This window comes from Streptomyces zaehneri (assembly GCF_032248645.1).
In the GTDB taxonomy this organism is placed as follows: domain Bacteria; phylum Actinomycetota; class Actinomycetes; order Streptomycetales; family Streptomycetaceae; genus Streptomyces; species Streptomyces coriariae.
This window is the reverse complement of the sequence record NZ_JASTTJ010000001.1, coordinates 202,003-218,544: the sequence shown is the minus strand read 5'-3', so window position 1 is coordinate 218,544 and position 16,542 is coordinate 202,003. Positions and strand designations below refer to the sequence as shown.

Here is a 16,542-nt window from a genome sequence, read left to right as displayed (position 1 = left end):
CCGGGTAGTGACGATGGTTTCACGTGAGGCTGTGCGCGGGGACGCACGGGGGGTGCGCAGGAGGGCGTGTACGCGACGCGCCTACCCCGTTTCAGCCCGGATACGGCGGGAAGGCCAGCGCCAGCTCGCGCACCTCCTCACGGGCCTTCCTGCTCTCGATCTCGTCCCGCAGCACCCCCGCCAGCAGTGCCGCGACCCGCCCCATCTCCTCCTCCCCCATGCCCTGTGTGGTCAGCGCCGCGGTGCCCAGGCGCAGGCCACGGGCGTGCGCGGCGATGACGTCGGTGCCCGAGACATGCGGGAGGGCGCAGCAGTCGAGCACCATCCCGGCGGCCGCGAGCAGCCCGCGCGCGGTACGCCCGTCGACACCGAGCGGTGCCGGGTCGGCCGTGATGAGGTGGGTGTCGGTCCCCCCGGTGGTGACGGTCAGCCCCTCCCCCTCCAGGGCCGCCGCGAGAACCCTCGCGTTGGCGACCACCTGATGGGCGTACACGCCGAACGCCGGGGTCGCCGCCTCGCCGAACGCGACCGCCTTCGCGGCGATGGTGTGCATCTGCGCGCCGCCCTGCGTGAACGGGAAGACCGCCCGGTCCACCCGCTCGGCGAGCTCACCGCCGCACAGGAGCATCCCGCCGCGCGGCCCGCGCAGCACCTTGTGCGTGGTCGCGCAGACGATGTCCGCGTACGGCACCGGACTGGGCGCCGCTCCCCCGGCGACGAGCCCGATGGGATGGGCGGCGTCGGCGACCAGATACGCGCCCGTCTCGTCGGCGACCTCGCGGAAGAAGGCATAGTCGATGTGGCGGGGGTAGGAGGTGGACCCGCACACGATCGCCTTGGGCCGGTGCCCCCGGGCCAGCGTGCGGACCTGTTCGTGGTCGATGAGCCCGGTCTCCGCGTCCACCCCGTAGGGGATGAAGTCGAACCAGCGGCCGGAGAAGTTGGCCGGCGACCCGTGCGTGAGATGCCCGCCGTCGGGCAGGCCCAGCGCCAGGACGGTGTCGCCGGGCCGGAGCAGGGCGGCGTAGGCGGCCAGCATCGCGGAGGAGCCCGAGTGGGCCTGCACGTTGGCGTGTTCGGCGCCGAACAGCGTCCTGGCCCGGTCCACGGCGATCCGCTCGGCGAGGTCGACGATCTCGCAGCCGCCGTGGTGCCGGGCCCCCGGGTAGCCCTCCGCGTACTTGTTGGCGAGCGGCGAGCCGAGCGCGGCCAGCACGGCGGGCGAGGTGAAGTTCTCGGCGGCGATCAACTGGAGCGTCGACGCCTGCCGCTCCCGCTCCCCGAGCAGGATCTCGGCCAGCTCGGGGTCCTGCCGGCGCAGGACATCGGCCTCGGGGACATGGGTGACCGACATGATGCGCTCCGGGCGTCGACGGTGACGTACGTCCAATGTAGGCCCGGGGTCGGGGGCGCGCGCGGCCGCTACGCCCGCGCGCGCGAACCCCGGTGAGAGAGGTGCCGACCGGATCCCGATCCTCGACGCCGGCCGCCTTCAGGTCCATGCGGGGGACACCGGTGAGCGCTGTGAGCGCCGAACCCGGGGCTTCGGCGTCCGCCGTCTTCAGGCGCGGGCGGGGACACCGGTGAGCGCTGTGACCACCGGATCCAGGGCCTGGTGTATCTCGTCGCCGATCGAGCGGAAGAACGGCAGGGGCGCCCCGTACGGGTCGTAGACCTCGTCGGCTTCGAGGGTCGGGGCGAGAAGCCACCCGCGTAGCGCCGCCGCCGCGCGGACCAGGGCCCGGGCGCGCATCACCACGCCTTCGTCCAGCGGCGGGAGGGTGGCCGGGTCGATGGCGTTCACCAGGCGGGTGAACTCCTTCAGGGTGAAGGTGCGCAGGCCCGCCGAGTGGCCCATGGAGATGACCTGGGCACGGTGGTCACGGGTCGCCGTCAGGACCAGGTCGGCCATGATGACGTGCTCGTCGAGGAGCTCGCGGCCGGTGAACCCGGTGGCGTCCGCGCCGAAGTCGGCCAGCACGGTCTCCGCGTTGGCCTCCATGGACGCGCCCTCATGACCCCAGGTGCCCGCGCTCTCCACGATCAGCCCGCGGCCCAGCACCCCGAGCCGCTGCGACACGAAATGCCGGGTCAGCCGCTCGGTGATCGGCGAGCGGCAGACGTTGCCGGTGCTGACGTGGAGGATGCGGAAGCTGTCGCGCGGAAACCCGAACGTCGTCGTCTGTTCCGCGGCACGTTCCCCGTTGCCTATGCCACGCCCCGCGTCAGGGGCTGTCAATTCGCCACCTCGAGGTCGGGTACGACCTTGCGCAGCTCGTCCGCGGAGATCGCGCCCTCACGCAGCAGCAGCGGTACCTCTCGGCTGACGTCGACGATCGAGGAGGGGACGTTGCCGGGGGTCGGGCCGCCGTCGAGGTAGACGGAGACGGAGTCGCCGAGCATCTCCTGGGCGTAGTCACAGTTCTCCGGCGCCGGGTGTCCGGTGAGGTTCGCCGACGACACCGCCATCGGACCGACCTCGGTCAGCAGCTCGATGGCGACCGGGTGCAGCGGCATACGGACGGCGACCGTGCCGCGGGTGTCGCCCAGGTCCCACTGGAGGGACGGCTGGTGCTTGGCGACGAGCGTCAGCGCGCCCGGCCAGAAGGCGTCGACCAGTTCCCAGGCCATCTCGGAGAAGTCCGTGACGAGCCCGTGCAGCGTGTTCGGGGAGCCGATGAGGACGGGGGTGGGCATGTTGCGGCCCCGGCCCTTGGCCGCCAGCAGGTCGGCGACGGCCTCCGAGGAGAACGCGTCGGCGCCGATGCCGTACACCGTGTCGGTCGGGAGGACCACGAGCTCGCCACGGCGGACGGCCGACGCGGCCTCGCGCAGACCGGTCACGCGGTCGGTCGCGTCGTTGGTGTCGTATCGCCGTGCCATCTAGCGGGCCTCCTCGTACACGTACTGCTGGGGGTCGAAAGTGTGGGGGGTGCTCACGGCGTCGCCCGGCGGGCGGTCGCGAAGCGCGGGCGCTTGTTGAGGTCGGGGTGGTCGGCCGCGTCGGCCCAGCCCCGCTCCTCTGTGAAGATCCACGGCACCTGGCCGCCCTGGGTGTCGGCGTGCTCGATGACGACGACACCGCCGGGCCGCAGCAGCCGGTGCGCGGTGCGCTCGATGCCGCGGATCAGGTCGAGGCCGTCCTCCCCCGAGAACAGGGCGAGTTCGGGGTCGTAGTCGCGCGCCTCGGGCGCCACGTACTCCCATTCGGTGAGCGGGATGTACGGGGGGTTGGAAATGACCAGGTCGACCTGGCCGTCGAGGTCACGGAAGGCGTCCAGGGCGTCTCCCTGACGCAGGTCGACCCTGGACCCCTCCATGTTCTTGCGCGTCCAGCGCAGGGCGTCCTCGGACAGCTCCACGGCGTGCACACGCGAGCGCGGCACCTCCTGGGCGAGGGCGAGCGCGATGGCGCCGCTGCCGGTGCACAGGTCGACGATGCGGGGCTCGACGACGTCCATGGCGCGTACCGCGTCTATGGCCCAGCCGACCACGGACTCGGTCTCGGGGCGCGGTACGAAGACTCCGGGGCCGACCTGGAGCTCCAGGTACCGGAAGAAGGCCCGCCCGGTGATGTGCTGGAGCGGCTCGCGCTGCTCCCGCCGGGCGATGGTCTCCCAGTAGCGGGCGTCGAAGTCGGAGTTCTTCACGGAGTGGAGTTCACCGCGCTTCACGCCGTGCACGAACGCGGCGAGCTCCTCCGCGTCGTTGCGCGGCGAGGGCACGCCGGCGTCGGCCAGCCGCTGGGTGGCCTGGGCCACCTCTGCGAGCAGCAGGTTCACGCAAGTCCTCCGTGTCGTACTCGTCGTGCGTACGTCCTACAACGCTTACGCGGCTGCGAGCTTGGCGGCCGAGTCCGCGTCGACGCAGGCCTGGATCACCGCGTCGAGGTCGCCGTCCAGGACCTGGTCCAGGTTGTACGACTTGAAGCCGACGCGGTGGTCCGAGATGCGGTTCTCCGGGAAGTTGTACGTGCGGATCTTCTCGGAGCGGTCGACGGTGCGGACCTGGCTGCGGCGGGCGTCGGCGGCCTCCCGCTCCGCTTCCTCCTGCGCCGCTGCGAGCAGCCTGGAGCGCAGGATACGCATCGCCTGCTCCTTGTTCTGCAACTGGCTCTTCTCGTTCTGGCAGGAGGCGACGACTCCGGTGGGAATGTGCGTGATGCGCACGGCGGAGTCGGTGGTGTTGACGGACTGCCCGCCGGGCCCGGAGGACCGGTAGACGTCGATGCGGAGGTCGTTCGCGTTGATCTCGACGTCGACCTCCTCGGCCTCGGGCGTCACGAGCACGCCGGCGGCGGAGGTGTGGATCCGCCCCTGGGACTCGGTCGCGGGGACCCGCTGCACCCGGTGCACGCCGCCTTCGTACTTCATCCTCGCCCAGACGCCCTGCCCGGGCTCGGTGGCGCCCTGTCCGCCCTTGGTCTTCACCGCGACCTGGACGTCCTTGTAGCCGCCCAGCTCGGACTCGGTCGCGTCGATGATCTCGGTCTTCCAGCCGACGCGCTCGGCGTACCGCAGGTACATGCGCAGCAGGTCGCCGGCGAACAGGGCCGACTCGTCGCCGCCCGCGCCCGCCTTGATCTCGAGGATGACGTCCTTGTCGTCGGACGGGTCCCGGGGCACGAGCAGCAGCCGCAGCTTCTCCGTGAGCTCCTCGCGCTGCTTCTCCAGCTCCTTGACCTCGGCGGCGAAGTCCGGGTCGGCGGAGGCGAACTCGCGCGCGGTCTCGACATCGTCGCCGGTCTGCTTCCAGGAGCGGTACGTGCCGACGATGGGGGTCAGCTCGGCGTAGCGCTTGTTCAGCTTGCGCGCGTTGGCCTGGTCGGAGTGGACCGACGGGTCGGCGAGCTTCTTCTCCAGGTCGGCGTGCTCTCCGAGCAGCTCCTCGACGGCCTCGAACATGATGCGCTCCTGAATGACGTGCGTGGGGGAAGGGCGGGCGACCAAAAACGCCGGTCCCGGCGTGCCCCTGGGCGGGGGCACTGCCGTGGACCGGCGAAGAGGGGCTCGCTACTTCTTGGAGCCGGCGGGAGCCTTGCCGAAGCGGGCCTCGAAGCGGGCCACACGGCCACCGGTGTCGAGGATCTTCTGCTTGCCCGTGTAGAACGGGTGGCACTCGGAGCAGACGTCGGCGCGGATGGAACCGCTCTCGATCGTGCTACGGGTGGTGAACGAGGCGCCACAGGTGCAGCTGACCTGCGTCTCGACGTACTCGGGGTGGATTTCGCGCTTCAAGGTGTCTCCTAGTTTCGGGAGGGCGCCGGGTCGTTGTCGCGGGATACGACCAACGTGAACCGGAGCCGACGTACCAGTCTGCCAGGACTGGCCGCATCCCCCAAAACCGGGGGGCGGGGGGATCTATTCCCCGGGGTGCGCGAAGGCCGTCAGGAAGACGTCACGACGCCCGCCGCCTCGCCCGTGGCGGTGCCCTCGGTGGCGGCCTTCGGGATGGGCCGGTCGTTCTTCAGGGCCGTCCACACCTGCTTGGCCTTCGCCTCGGCGACGATGACCCGGTTGAGGTTGGACGGGTCGTACCGGACCGGCATCGTGACCATGTTCATGTTGTCCGCGCTGATGCCCTTGAGCCCGTTCGCGAAGGACATCAGGGAGTTCAGCGAGCCGAGCCTGGAGTCCGCCGTGACGGCCTTGGTCGCGGTGTTGGCGAGGCCGTACAGCTTGGTGCCGCTGGTGAACAGGCCGACGTGCTTGACCTGGTTGACCAGGGCCTTGATGAAGGCCTGCTGGAGCTGGATGCGGCCGAGGTCGGAGCCGTCGCCGACGCCGTGCCGGGTGCGGACCAGACCGAGCGCCTGCTCGCCGGTGAGCGTGTGCGTGCCGGCCTCGAGGTTCAGGTGACTGTCGGGGTCGTCGATGGCCTTCGTCGTGGTGACCTCGACGCCGCCGAGTTCGTCGATGAGCTTCTCGAAGCCGGAGAAGTCGACTTCCAGGTAGTGGTCCATCCGGACGCCGCTGATCGACTCGACCGTCTTCACCGCGCAGGCGGCGCCACCCGTCGAGTACGCCGAGTTGAACATCACGTCGGACGCGGCGTCGTGCGTGACACCGCCGGTGTCGGTGCAGGCGGGGCGGTCTATGAGCGTGTCGCGCGGTATGGAGACCACGCTGGCCTTCTTGTGGCCCTCGTACACGTGGATGATCATCGCGGTGTCGGAGCGGGCGCTGCCGTCGTCCGTGCCGCCGCCGAGCTTCTTGTTGGAGCCGGAGCGGGTGTCCGAGCCGAGCACGAGGATGTTCTCGGAGCCGTTGTCGACCTTGGTGGGCCGGTCGGTGCCCAGGGCCTGGTCGATGTCGACGCTCTTGATGTTGCCGTTGAGCTTGAAGTAGAGGTAGCCGACACCGGTGCCGCCCAGCACGAGGACGCCCGCGGCGGTCCACGCGGCGATCAGCACCCCCTTGCGTCGGCCACGCTGCCTGCGGTGGCGCGGACCGTTGCTGCCGGCCGCCCCGCTCGTCGTGCCGGTCTCACCCGGGGTTCCGGGCTCCGGCGTGCTCTCGGCGGACATGTGCTCCTCTGTTCTCGTGCAACCTCACCATCGTCACTCCGCCAGGTCAGACGGGGAAACTCGGGACAGGGTTGCACAACGCGTCATGCCCGGTCCGCGATGGACCGGGCACGCCGCGTGACGCGGGTGAGCGGGGTCTACCCCCGCTCACCTGCGGGTTCGGCCGGACTCAGCCGAACAGGTCGTACTGCTTGAATGACGTCCCGAGTGAGACCCTTGTGGCAAAGATCGCAGTGGTGGCCTTTCCGGTGCCCTTGTACAGGTACAGGGTGCCTGCCGGGGTACGGGCCAGCAGGTCGGCGAGGCCGTCGCCGTTGACGTCACCGACGGCGGCGATGACGTTGTACGTGGTGTTGCTCCAGGTGGCGACCTTGATACGGGCCGCGAAGGAGCTCGTGGCGGTGCCGTTGCCCTTGTAGAGGTAGACCGCGCCGGTGGCCTTGTCGCGGGCGATCAGGTCCGTCTTGCCGTCGAAGCTGAAGTCGCCGTGACCGCGCACGACGTTGTACGCGTTCCAGCCCGTGCCGTTCTTGACGGGCGCGGCGAAGGTGCCGTTGCCCTTGCCCGCGTAGACCCAGAGCGCGCCGGCCGAGTCCACGGAGATCAGGTCCGGAAGGTAGTCACCCGTGACGTCGCCGGGAGCGACGATCTGGGTACGGGTCTTCCAGTTGTCGCCGATCAGCTTGGTGGCCCAGGTCCCGCTGGAGGCCACGTAGTGCTTCCAGAAGACGTCGCCGTCCGAGGCGCGGCGCAGGATCAGGTCCTGGTAGCCGTCACGGTCCAGGTCGGTCTGGACGACGAGGTTGAAGCCGCTCCAGGTGCCCCAGGACTCGCGGGAGGCCAGCGAGGTGCCCTTGGAGTCCAGCTCGTAGCCGGTCTTGGTGGACGAGTTGCGCGCCCACAGGTCGGCGAGGTGGTCACCGTCGAGGTTGGTGTCGTCGACGCGCGGGTAGGCGCTGGCGGCGTACGTGGAGACCTTGCTGAAGACGCTGTACGCGCCGCTCTCGACGCAGTCCTTCACGCCCCAGGAGACGACGCCCACGATGCGGTTCTCGCCGGCCGCGTTCTTGACGATCAGCGGGCCGCCGGAGTCGCCGTTGCAGGCGGTGGTGGTCCCCGTGTCGCTGCCGGTCGCGGGCGTGCCCGCGCAGATCATGTGGCCCTTGAGGTACTCGGCTCCGTAGTAGCCCGAGCAGGTGGTGTTCGACTGGATCGGCAGCTCGGCCGTCTTCAGCGTCTCGGAGATGTCCTGCGTGGTGGAGGTGGTGCGGCCCCACCCGTACAGCGTCGCCTTGGTGCCGGTGGCGTACGAGGCGCTGTCCGTGTTGGTCGTCATCCGGATCGGCGTGGCCTTGACCGGGTTCGGCAGGGTCAGCACGGCGATGTCGTTGTCGAGGGTGGTGGCGCTGTACGACGGGTGGTTCCACTGACGCCAGACGCCGGTGGCGGTGCCGCCGTGCAGGTCACCGTCGTCGGACAGCAGCTGCGTGCTGCCGGTGACGACGAACCCGTGGGCGTTCCAGTTGTAGCCCTTGACGCAGTGCGCGGCGGTGAGGATCTTCGTCGGCGAGACGACCGAGCCGCCGCAGAAGAAGCCGATGTCGTCGCTGGTCGTGGCGGTGCCCCGGTCGTCGCCGTACCAGAGCTGGGCCATCCACGGCGCGTTGGTGATGGTCGTCGTCGTACCACCGATGATCTTCGGGTCGACCTTGGTGGCGCTGCTGCTCGCGCTGTCGCTCGCGCTCTGGGACGCCTTGGAGGTCTCGCCCGGGATGTCGTCACCGGCGACCGCCACGGCGGCGAGCTTTTCGAGTCGCTCGGTCGACAGCGTCGTACCGTGAGCCGGCGACGGCGGCGCCTCGGCGGCCTGGGCCGAGGACAGGAACAGCGTGCCGGCGACGGCGGCGGCCAGCCCGGCCGCGGCGACGGGCAGCGCGATCCGTATCCGGCGTCTGTGCCGACCGCCCCCTGACGTGGGTGTACCCACTCGTGTCCCCCCTAGGGATCAAGAAAATCGAAGAAGTTCGATCTGAAGATTGCATGAAGAGAGCGAGATCGTATCCCCCTGCACGGCACGACCGAGGGCCGCCCCCTGTGCGGGGGCGGCCCTCGGTCGGTGTGCGACGGAACCGCGTCAGACGTCAGACGTCAGGCGTCGGTCATCGGTGAGCAGACGTCGGTCGTCAGTCGTTGTTGCCCGTCGACGGCGTCGTCTTCTGGATCTGCATCAGGAACTCGCCGTTCGACTTCGTCTGCTTCATCTTGTCGAGGAGCAGCTCGATCGCCTGCTGCTGGTCGAGCGCGTGCAGCACCCGGCGCAGCTTCCAGGTGACGGCGAGCTCCTCGTTGCCGAGCAGGATCTCTTCCTTACGGGTACCGGACGCGTCGACGTCCACCGCCGGGAAGATGCGCTTGTCGGCGAGCTTCCGGTCGAGCTTGAGCTCCATGTTGCCGGTGCCCTTGAACTCCTCGAAGATCACCTCGTCCATGCGGGACCCGGTGTCCACCAGAGCGGTGGCGAGGATGGTCAGCGAGCCGCCGTCCTCGATGTTGCGGGCCGCACCGAAGAAGCGCTTCGGCGGGTACAGGGCGGTCGAGTCGACACCACCGGACAGGATGCGGCCGGAGGCCGGGGCGGCGAGGTTGTACGCACGGCCCAGACGCGTGATGGAGTCGAGCAGCACGACGACGTCGTGGCCCAGCTCCACCAGACGCTTGGCGCGCTCGATGGCGAGCTCGGCGACCGTGGTGTGGTCCTCGGCCGGACGGTCGAAGGTCGAGGAGATGACCTCGCCCTTCACCGACCGCTGCATGTCGGTGACCTCTTCCGGACGCTCGTCGACCAGGACGACCATCAGGTGGCACTCGGGGTTGTTGTGCGTGATCGCGTTGGCGATCGCCTGCATGATCATGGTCTTGCCGGTCTTCGGCGGGGCCACGATCAGACCGCGCTGGCCCTTGCCGATCGGCGACACGAGGTCGATGATGCGGGTCGTCAGCACGCCCGGGTCCGTCTCCAGACGGAGACGGTCCTGCGGGTAGAGCGGGGTCAGCTTGTTGAACTCCGGTCGCCCGCGCCCGGAGTCGGGCGCCATGCCGTTGGTGGAGTCCAGCCGGACCAGCGCGTTGAACTTCTCGCGGCGCTCGCCGTCCTTGGGCTGACGGACCGCGCCGGTGACGTGGTCGCCCTTGCGCAGACCGTTCTTGCGGACCTGGGCGAGCGAGACGTACACGTCGTTGGGACCCGGCAGGTAGCCCGACGTACGGATGAACGCGTAGTTGTCGAGGATGTCCAGGATGCCCGCGACGGGAATCAGGACGTCGTCGTCGGCGACCTGCGGCTCGGCGGCGCCGATCTCGTCACGCCCACGACGGCCACGGCGGTCGCGGTAACGGCCGCGACGGCCACGCCGGCCGTCGCCGAACTCGTCGTCGTCCTGGGGGCCGTTGTCGCGCTGCTGGCGGTCCTGACGGCCACCGCTCTGCTGCTGCCCCTGCTGCTGGCCGCCGCCCCGCTGCTGCTGGCCGCCACCCTGCTGGTCGTCGCCCTTGCGACGGTCACCGCGGTCGCCACGCTCACCGCGGTCGCGGCCGCGCTCACGGCGGTCGCGGCGACGGCCCTCGCCACCGTCGGCATCGCCCTTGGCGTCGCCCTGCTGCTGGGCCTGGGACTCGCTCTGCGCCGGGGCGGACGCCTCGGCCTTCGGGGCGGCCTTCGCCTCGGCGACGACCGTCTCCGGGCTGCCCGCGTCGGCGGTGGCGCGGCGGCGACGGCGCTCGGTGGGCGCGTCGTTGCTGGCCGGCTGACCGGGGATCTCGATCTGCTGCTGGGCCACGGCCTTCTCGGCGGGGGCCTCGGCCTTGGCGGTGTCCGCCTTCTTCTCGGCGGCCTCGTCGCCGGTGCGCGCCTTGGAGGTGGCGCGGCGCTTGGGCTTGGTCTCGGCGGCGTCCCCGGCGGGGGTCGTCGTGGCCTTGGGAGCGGCTGCTCCGCCTCCCGCCTGCGCCTCCTTGATGACCTCGATCAGCTGGCTCTTGCGCATACGCGCCGTGCCCCTGATACCGAGGCCGGATGCGACCTGCTGAAGCTCGGCCAGCACCATGCCCTCGAGGCCGGTACCGCGGCGCCGCCGGGAGCCGGCACCGGTGGCAGGCGCGGAGGCGTCCGTGGCGGGCGCGGCAGCGGTCTCCTCGACACGTGCGCCCATCAGATCGGTGGTGTCGCTCACGAAGGGTCCTTCCCTGGAGCGGACGTCGGCCTGTCTGGCTCGGCGACCGGTTGTGCTGTCCGACTTCGGTCCTTGCTGTGGCGAAGCCGGGGCGGTGGTCCGCCAAAGCGGCGGAAGAGAATTTGCTGGTGACGGCGCTACCGCGACGAGCCATGACACTCAGTGTCACGCGGCGTGGTCGCACCAATTCCGGAGCGTGCCCTGTGGACCACTCAGCGTCGCTGTACTGCGTACTGCCCAGGTACGACGTACGGAACGCAGTGCGGCTTGGGGAGCTCCCGGAAGAATGTCTGTCCCGAAGGGGGACACGAAGCACCTCGCCATGGTGGGGTCGGGTGCAGACTTGAGGTTAACACTACCGGATCCAACAAACATTCCCCCTCTCGAAATCCGGCAACCGTGCGCTTAGATGTCGCCGGAGTGGCTGTCACCAGCGGGTGCGAGCGGTAGTACGCAGGCGCCCTTCAGGTCCAGGGCCAGGCGGTTCGCGGCCCAGTCCGTGCCGGCCGAGGCCTCGATCTTGTCGGCCGTGCCCGCGTCGGCCAGCGCCATCACGGTGGGCCCGGCGCCGGAGATGACGGCGGGAATCCCGTCGGCGCGCAGCCTTTCCACCAGTGCCGCGCTCTCGGGCATCGCCGGCGCGCGGTACTCCTGGTGCAGACGGTCCTCGGTGGCGGGCAGCAGCAGTTCGGGGCGCCGGGTGAGGGCCTCGACGAGCAGTGCGGCCCGGCCCGCGTTGGCGGCCGCGTCGACGTGCGGGACGGAGCGCGGGAGCAGACCGCGCGCGGTCTCGGTGAGAACCGGCTTCCCGGGCACGAAAACCACCGGAACGATGGAATCGGCGGGCTCCATCCTGATCGCCCGCGCGGCGCCCGCCTCCATCCAGGACAGGCTGAACCCGCCCAGCAGACAGGCCGCCACGTTGTCCGGGTGGCCCTCGATCTCGGTCGCGAGCTCGAGCAGGGCCGCGTCGTCGAGCTTGTTCTCGCCGCCTATGGTCACCGCGCGCGCGGCGACGATTCCGGCGCAGATCGCGGCGGAGGAGGAGCCGAGTCCGCGGCCGTGCGGGATGCGGTTGGCGCAGACGATCTCCAGGCCGCGCGGCTGGCCGCCCAGCACGTCGAAGGCGGTGCGCAGGGAGCGGACGAGGAGGTGCTTCTCGTCGCGGGGCAGTGTCTCGCTGCCCTCCCCCGCGATGTCGATGTGCAGCCCGGAGTCGGCCACCCGGACGACGACGTCGTCATAGAGCCCCAGCGCGAGGCCGAAGGCGTCGAAGCCCGGGCCGAGGTTGGCGCTGGTGGCGGGAACGCGCACCCGGACGGGGGCGGCACGAAAGGCGGGACCGGCCATCTCGCGATGACTCTCCTTGAGCTGCGGGACTGTCGAATGACATTCGATATGTACGGGAGACCTGTACGGAGAACCCTGGAGTCCGCGGAGACGACGCGGCAACGACACGGCGACGACGCGGCACTGCGGCATATGCGGCGGGCGGATTCGGTACAGCCTATCGAAGGAAGGTTCTGTGGCGACATAGGGCGCACGGGCGGCGCACGATGCGTGTCGCAAGCCCCCTGTGCACCCCTACGCGGGAAAGCCCCCTGCGCGTCGCCCGCGAGTGACTCACGGGCGACGCGCGGCCGGCCTACGCGAGGCCGAGGCGCTCGGCCGCCGTCACCGCGTCGACCGGCACGGTGACGGGCTGCGGGGCGCCGGCGACGGCCCAGTCGGGGTCCTTCAGGCCGTTGCCGGTGACGGTGCACACGATCCTCTGCCCCGGGTCGACCTTGCCCTGCTCGGCCGCCTTCAGCAGACCGGCCACGGACGCGGCGGACGCCGGCTCCACGAAGACACCCTCCTGCGCGGCCAACAGCCGGTATGCGCGCAGGATCTCACGGTCCGTCACCTCGTCGATGAAGCCGCCGGACTCCTCCTGCGCGGCCAGCGCGAACTTCCAGGAGGCCGGGTTGCCGATGCGGATCGCGGTGGCGATGGTCGACGGGTCCTTGACGACCTCGCCGCGCACGATCGGGGCACTGCCCGACGCCTGGAATCCCCACATACGGGGGGTCCGTGCGGCGATCTTGTCGGCGGCGTACTCCTGGTACCCCTTCCAGTACGCGGTGATGTTGCCCGCGTTGCCGACCGGCAGGACGTGGATGTCGGGGGCGTCGCCGAGCATGTCCACGATCTCGAACGCGGCCGTCTTCTGGCCCTCGATGCGCACCGGGTTCACCGAATTGACCAGCGCCACCGGGTAGTTGTCGCTCAGCGCACGGGCGAGCGTGAGGCAGTCGTCGAAGTTGCCGTCGACCTGGAGGATCTTCGCGCCGTGGACGAGGGCCTGGCCCATCTTGCCGATCGCGATCTTGCCCTGCGGGACGAGGACGGCACAGACCATGCCGGCCCGCACCGCGTACGCGGCGGCGGACGCGGAGGTGTTGCCGGTGGAGGCGCAGATGACGGCCTGCGCACCCTCCTCCTTGGCCCGCGTGATGGCCATGGTCATGCCGCGGTCCTTGAAGGACCCGGTGGGGTTGGCACCCTCCACCTTGAGGTGGACCTCGCAGCCCGTGCGCTCGGAGAGCACCTGCGCGGGCACGAGGGGCGTGCCGCCCTCACGGAGCGTCACGACGGGCGTGCTGTCGGAAACCGGCAGCCGGTCCCGGTACTCCTCGATGATTCCGCGCCACTGGTGGGTCATTGCTGGTTACTCTCCTTCAACCCGCATGATGCTGGCGACACCCCGCACGGTGTCGAGCTTGCGCAGCGCCTCGACGGTCCCGGTGAGGGAGGCGTCGGACGCGCGGTGGGTGACGACGACGAGAGAGGCCTCGCCGTCGCTGTCCTGTCGCCCTTGCTGGCGCACCGTATCGATGGACACCCCGTGCTCGGCGAACACGGTCGCCACCTGGGCGAGAACACCCGGTTTGTCGGCGACGTCCAGACTGATGTGGTAGCGCGTGACGACGTCGCCCATCGGCGACACCGGCAGGGCGGCATACGCCGACTCGCCGGGCCCCGTTGCCCCGCTGAGCCGGTTGCGGCAGACGGCGACGAGGTCGCCGAGCACGGCGGAGGCGGTGGGAGCACCGCCGGCGCCGGGACCGTAGAACATGAGCTGCCCGGCCGCGTCCGACTCCACGAACACGGCGTTGTAGGCGCCGCGCACGGAGGCCAGCGGGTGGCTCAGCGGAATCATCGCGGGGTGCACGCGCGCGGTGACCGACCCGCCGTCCGCGGCCCGCTCACAGATGGCGAGCAGCTTGATGGTGCAGCCCATCTCCCTGGCGGAGGCGAAGTCGGACGCGGTCACCTCGGTCATGCCCTCGCGGTACACGTCGTCGAGGCGCACGCGCGTGTGGAAGGCGATCCCGGCGAGGATGGCCGCCTTGGCGGCGGCGTCGAACGCCTCGACGTCGGCCGTGGGGTCGGCCTCGGCGTATCCCAGGGCGGTGGCCTCGTCGAGGGCCTCCTGATACCCGGCGCCGGTGGAGTCCATCTTGTCGAGGATGAAGTTGGTGGTGCCGTTGACGATCCCGAGCACCCGGTTGACCTTGTCCCCGGCGAGGGACTCGCGCAGCGGCCGGATCAGCGGGATGGCACCGGCGACGGAGGCCTCGTAGTAGAGGTCCTCGCCGTGCTCCTCGGCGGCCGCGTGCAGCGCGGCGCCGTCCTGGGCGAGGAGCGCCTTGTTCGCGGAGACGACGGAGGCGCCGTACTCGAAAGCGGTGGTGATGAGCGTACGAGCGGGCTCGATGCCCCCGATGACCTCGACGACGACGTCGATGTCGCCGCGTTTGACGAGGGCGGTGGCGTCGGTGGTGACGAGCGCGGGGTCGATGCCCTCGCGGACCCGGGAGGGCCGGCGAACGGCCACGCCGGCGAGTTCCACCGGGGCCCCGATCCGCGCGGCGAGGTCGTCGGCGTGCGTCGTCATGATGCGCGCCACCTCTGAGCCGACCACTCCACAGCCCAGCAGCGCCACCTTCAGCGGACGCGTACGCATCATCCGACCTCGTTTCCTCATACCGTCTACGGTTGTTTCCGGTTGCCCCAGTCTCACTCACCGGACCGGAGTTTCTATCCCTGGTCCGGATCGTGAGACATCTATTTCATTTTCACAGAGGCGGCAGACAGGAGATCTTCCGCCCTATTCCGTCGGCGGATGCCGACCGTTTCCGGCAGTCGTTTCCGGCCGTCGTTTCCGCAAGCGGTCGAATCCGCCGTCCCGCCGTCTGTTCCGTCGTCCGTTCCGCCGTCTGTTCCGTCGTCCGTTCCGCCCCCTGTTTCCCGGCCGTTCCCGGCTGTCCCCGGCCGTTCCCGGGTGTTCCCGGCTGCTCTCAGCTGTTCCCGACTGTTCCCGGCTACCCTCAGCTGTTCCCGGCTGCTCTCAGCCGACGTCGAGTCGCAGCAGGTCCTCCTCGGTCTCCCGGCGCACGATGACCCGCGACTCCCCCTCGCGCACGGCGACCACGGGCGGCCGCAGCACATGGTTGTAGTTGCTGGCCATCGACCGGCAGTACGCGCCCGTGGCGGGTACTGCGATCAGGTCACCCGGTGCCAGGTCGGAGGGCAGGAACGCGTCCTTCACGACGATGTCGCCGCTCTCGCAGTGCTTGCCGACGACCCGCGCGAGCATCGGCTCGGCGTCGGAGGTCCGGGAGACCAGCGCGACGCTGTACTCCGCGTCGTACAGCGCGGTACGGATGTTGTCCGACATACCGCCGTCGACGGAGACGTACGTACGCAGCCCGTCGAGGGGCTTGATGGTGCCCACCTCGTAGAGGGTGAAGGCGGTGGGGCCGACGATGGCGCGCCCCGGCTCGACGGAGATACGAGGGGTGCGGAGCCGGGCGCCCTCGCACTCACGGGTGACGATCTCGGTGAGCGCCTTGGCGATCTCGTGGGGCTCGCGGGGATCGTCGTCGCCGGTGTACGCGATACCGAGCCCACCGCCGAGGTCGATCTCGGGCAGCTCGACGCCGTGCTCGTCACGGATGTCCTTGAGCAGTCCGACGACCCGGTGGGCGGCGACCTCGAAGCCGGACATGTCGAAGATCTGCGACCCGATGTGGGAGTGCAGTCCGATGAGTTCGAGCCCGTCGAGCTGGAGAGCCCGCCGGACGGCTTCCGCCGCCTGTCCGCCCGCGAGCGGAATCCCGAACTTCTGGTCCTCGTGCGCGGTGGCGATGAACTCGTGCGTATGGGCCTCGACGCCGACGGTGATACGAATCTGCACCCGCTGCCGCTTACCGAGGGACTGCGCTACATGGGCGACGCGCACGATCTCCTGGAAGGAGTCGAGAACGATACGCCCGACCCCGGCGTCGATGGCCCGGTGAATTTCGTCGACGGACTTGTTGTTGCCGTGGAAGGCGATGCGATCGGCGGGCATGCCGGCGGAGAGGGCGGTGGCGAGCTCGCCGCCCGAACAGACGTCGAGGTTGAGCCCCTCCTCGTGCAGCCACCGCACGACGGCCCGGGACAGGAACGCCTTGCCGGCGTAGAAGACGTCGGCCTCGGCCCCGAAGGCGGTACGCCAGGCACGGGCCCGCTCGCGGAAGTCGGCTTCGTCGAGGATGTACGCGGGGGTGCCGTGCTCCTCGGCGAGGGCGGCGACGTCGACACCGCCCACGGTCAGCACACCGTCGGCGTTACGGGTGACGGTGTGCGCCCAGACCTTCGGGTGGAGGGCGTTGAGATCGGCGGGCGGGGCGGAGTAGTGCCCCTCCGGAAAGACGTCGGCGTGACGGGGCCCGGCGGGGTGGGCGGAACGGCTCATCTTTG

At 70.2% G+C, this 16,542-nt stretch carries 13 protein-coding genes; all 13 read right to left on the bottom strand.

Annotated elements, in window-relative coordinates:
* Positions 1 to 91: 91 nt before the first annotated feature.
* The 13 genes from QQM72_RS01015 to lysA all read right to left on the bottom strand — a co-directional run bounded on the left by QQM72_RS01015 (position 92) and on the right by lysA (position 16,537).
* Positions 92 to 1,354 (bottom strand): serine hydroxymethyltransferase, encoded by a 1,263-nt coding sequence (locus tag QQM72_RS01015; protein WP_314218878.1) that lies wholly within the window; start codon positions 1,352 to 1,354, stop codon positions 92 to 94.
* Positions 1,355 to 1,561: 207 nt separating this feature from the next.
* Positions 1,562 to 2,239 carry an arsenate reductase/protein-tyrosine-phosphatase family protein gene (locus QQM72_RS01010; RefSeq protein ID WP_020131186.1) on the bottom strand — a complete coding sequence of 226 codons (678 nt, stop codon included), beginning with the start codon at positions 2,237 to 2,239 and terminating at the stop codon, positions 1,562 to 1,564.
* Positions 2,236 to 2,883: an L-threonylcarbamoyladenylate synthase gene (locus QQM72_RS01005; protein WP_142266188.1), complete on the bottom strand. Its 648-nt coding sequence runs from the start codon at positions 2,881 to 2,883 to the stop codon at positions 2,236 to 2,238. Before QQM72_RS01005 ends, QQM72_RS01010 begins: the two co-directional genes overlap by 4 nt.
* A gap of 53 nt (positions 2,884 to 2,936) precedes the next feature.
* Entirely contained in the window at positions 2,937 to 3,782 is an 846-nt protein-coding gene (gene prmC / locus QQM72_RS01000) for a peptide chain release factor N(5)-glutamine methyltransferase (protein ID WP_020131188.1), read from the bottom strand.
* Between the two features lie 45 nt (positions 3,783 to 3,827).
* On the bottom strand, positions 3,828 to 4,904 hold the full coding sequence (gene prfA / locus QQM72_RS00995) for a peptide chain release factor 1 (RefSeq protein WP_020131189.1): 1,077 nt from the start codon (positions 4,902 to 4,904) through the stop codon (positions 3,828 to 3,830).
* Positions 4,905 to 5,012: 108 nt separating this feature from the next.
* Positions 5,013 to 5,237 carry a 50S ribosomal protein L31 gene (gene rpmE / locus QQM72_RS00990; protein ID WP_020131190.1) on the bottom strand — a complete coding sequence of 75 codons (225 nt, stop codon included), beginning with the start codon at positions 5,235 to 5,237 and terminating at the stop codon, positions 5,013 to 5,015.
* A gap of 149 nt (positions 5,238 to 5,386) precedes the next feature.
* Entirely contained in the window at positions 5,387 to 6,526 is a 1,140-nt protein-coding gene (locus QQM72_RS00985) for an LCP family protein (RefSeq protein WP_314218877.1), read from the bottom strand.
* A gap of 169 nt (positions 6,527 to 6,695) precedes the next feature.
* A complete protein-coding gene (locus tag QQM72_RS00980) occupies positions 6,696 to 8,513 on the bottom strand; it encodes a trypsin-like serine protease (protein WP_314218876.1) in 1,818 nt (605 codons plus the stop codon).
* 196 nt (positions 8,514 to 8,709) lie between these two features.
* Entirely contained in the window at positions 8,710 to 10,752 is a 2,043-nt protein-coding gene (rho, locus tag QQM72_RS00975; protein ID WP_314218875.1) for a transcription termination factor Rho, read from the bottom strand.
* A 405-nt stretch (positions 10,753 to 11,157) separates the two neighbouring features.
* Complete coding sequence (thrB, locus tag QQM72_RS00970; RefSeq protein ID WP_314218874.1) at positions 11,158 to 12,102, bottom strand: homoserine kinase; 945 nt, start codon at positions 12,100 to 12,102, stop codon at positions 11,158 to 11,160.
* Positions 12,103 to 12,397: 295 nt separating this feature from the next.
* The gene (gene thrC / locus QQM72_RS00965) at positions 12,398 to 13,456 is read right to left on the bottom strand and encodes a threonine synthase (RefSeq protein WP_314218873.1); all 1,059 of its coding nucleotides are present in this window, start codon (positions 13,454 to 13,456) and stop codon (positions 12,398 to 12,400) included.
* Positions 13,457 to 13,462: 6 nt separating this feature from the next.
* Entirely contained in the window at positions 13,463 to 14,761 is a 1,299-nt protein-coding gene (locus QQM72_RS00960; RefSeq protein ID WP_028807061.1) for a homoserine dehydrogenase, read from the bottom strand.
* Positions 14,762 to 15,145: 384 nt separating this feature from the next.
* Positions 15,146 to 16,537 carry a diaminopimelate decarboxylase gene (gene lysA, locus QQM72_RS00955; RefSeq protein ID WP_314218872.1) on the bottom strand — a complete coding sequence of 464 codons (1,392 nt, stop codon included), beginning with the start codon at positions 16,535 to 16,537 and terminating at the stop codon, positions 15,146 to 15,148.
* Between the last annotated feature and the right edge of the window lie 5 nt (positions 16,538 to 16,542).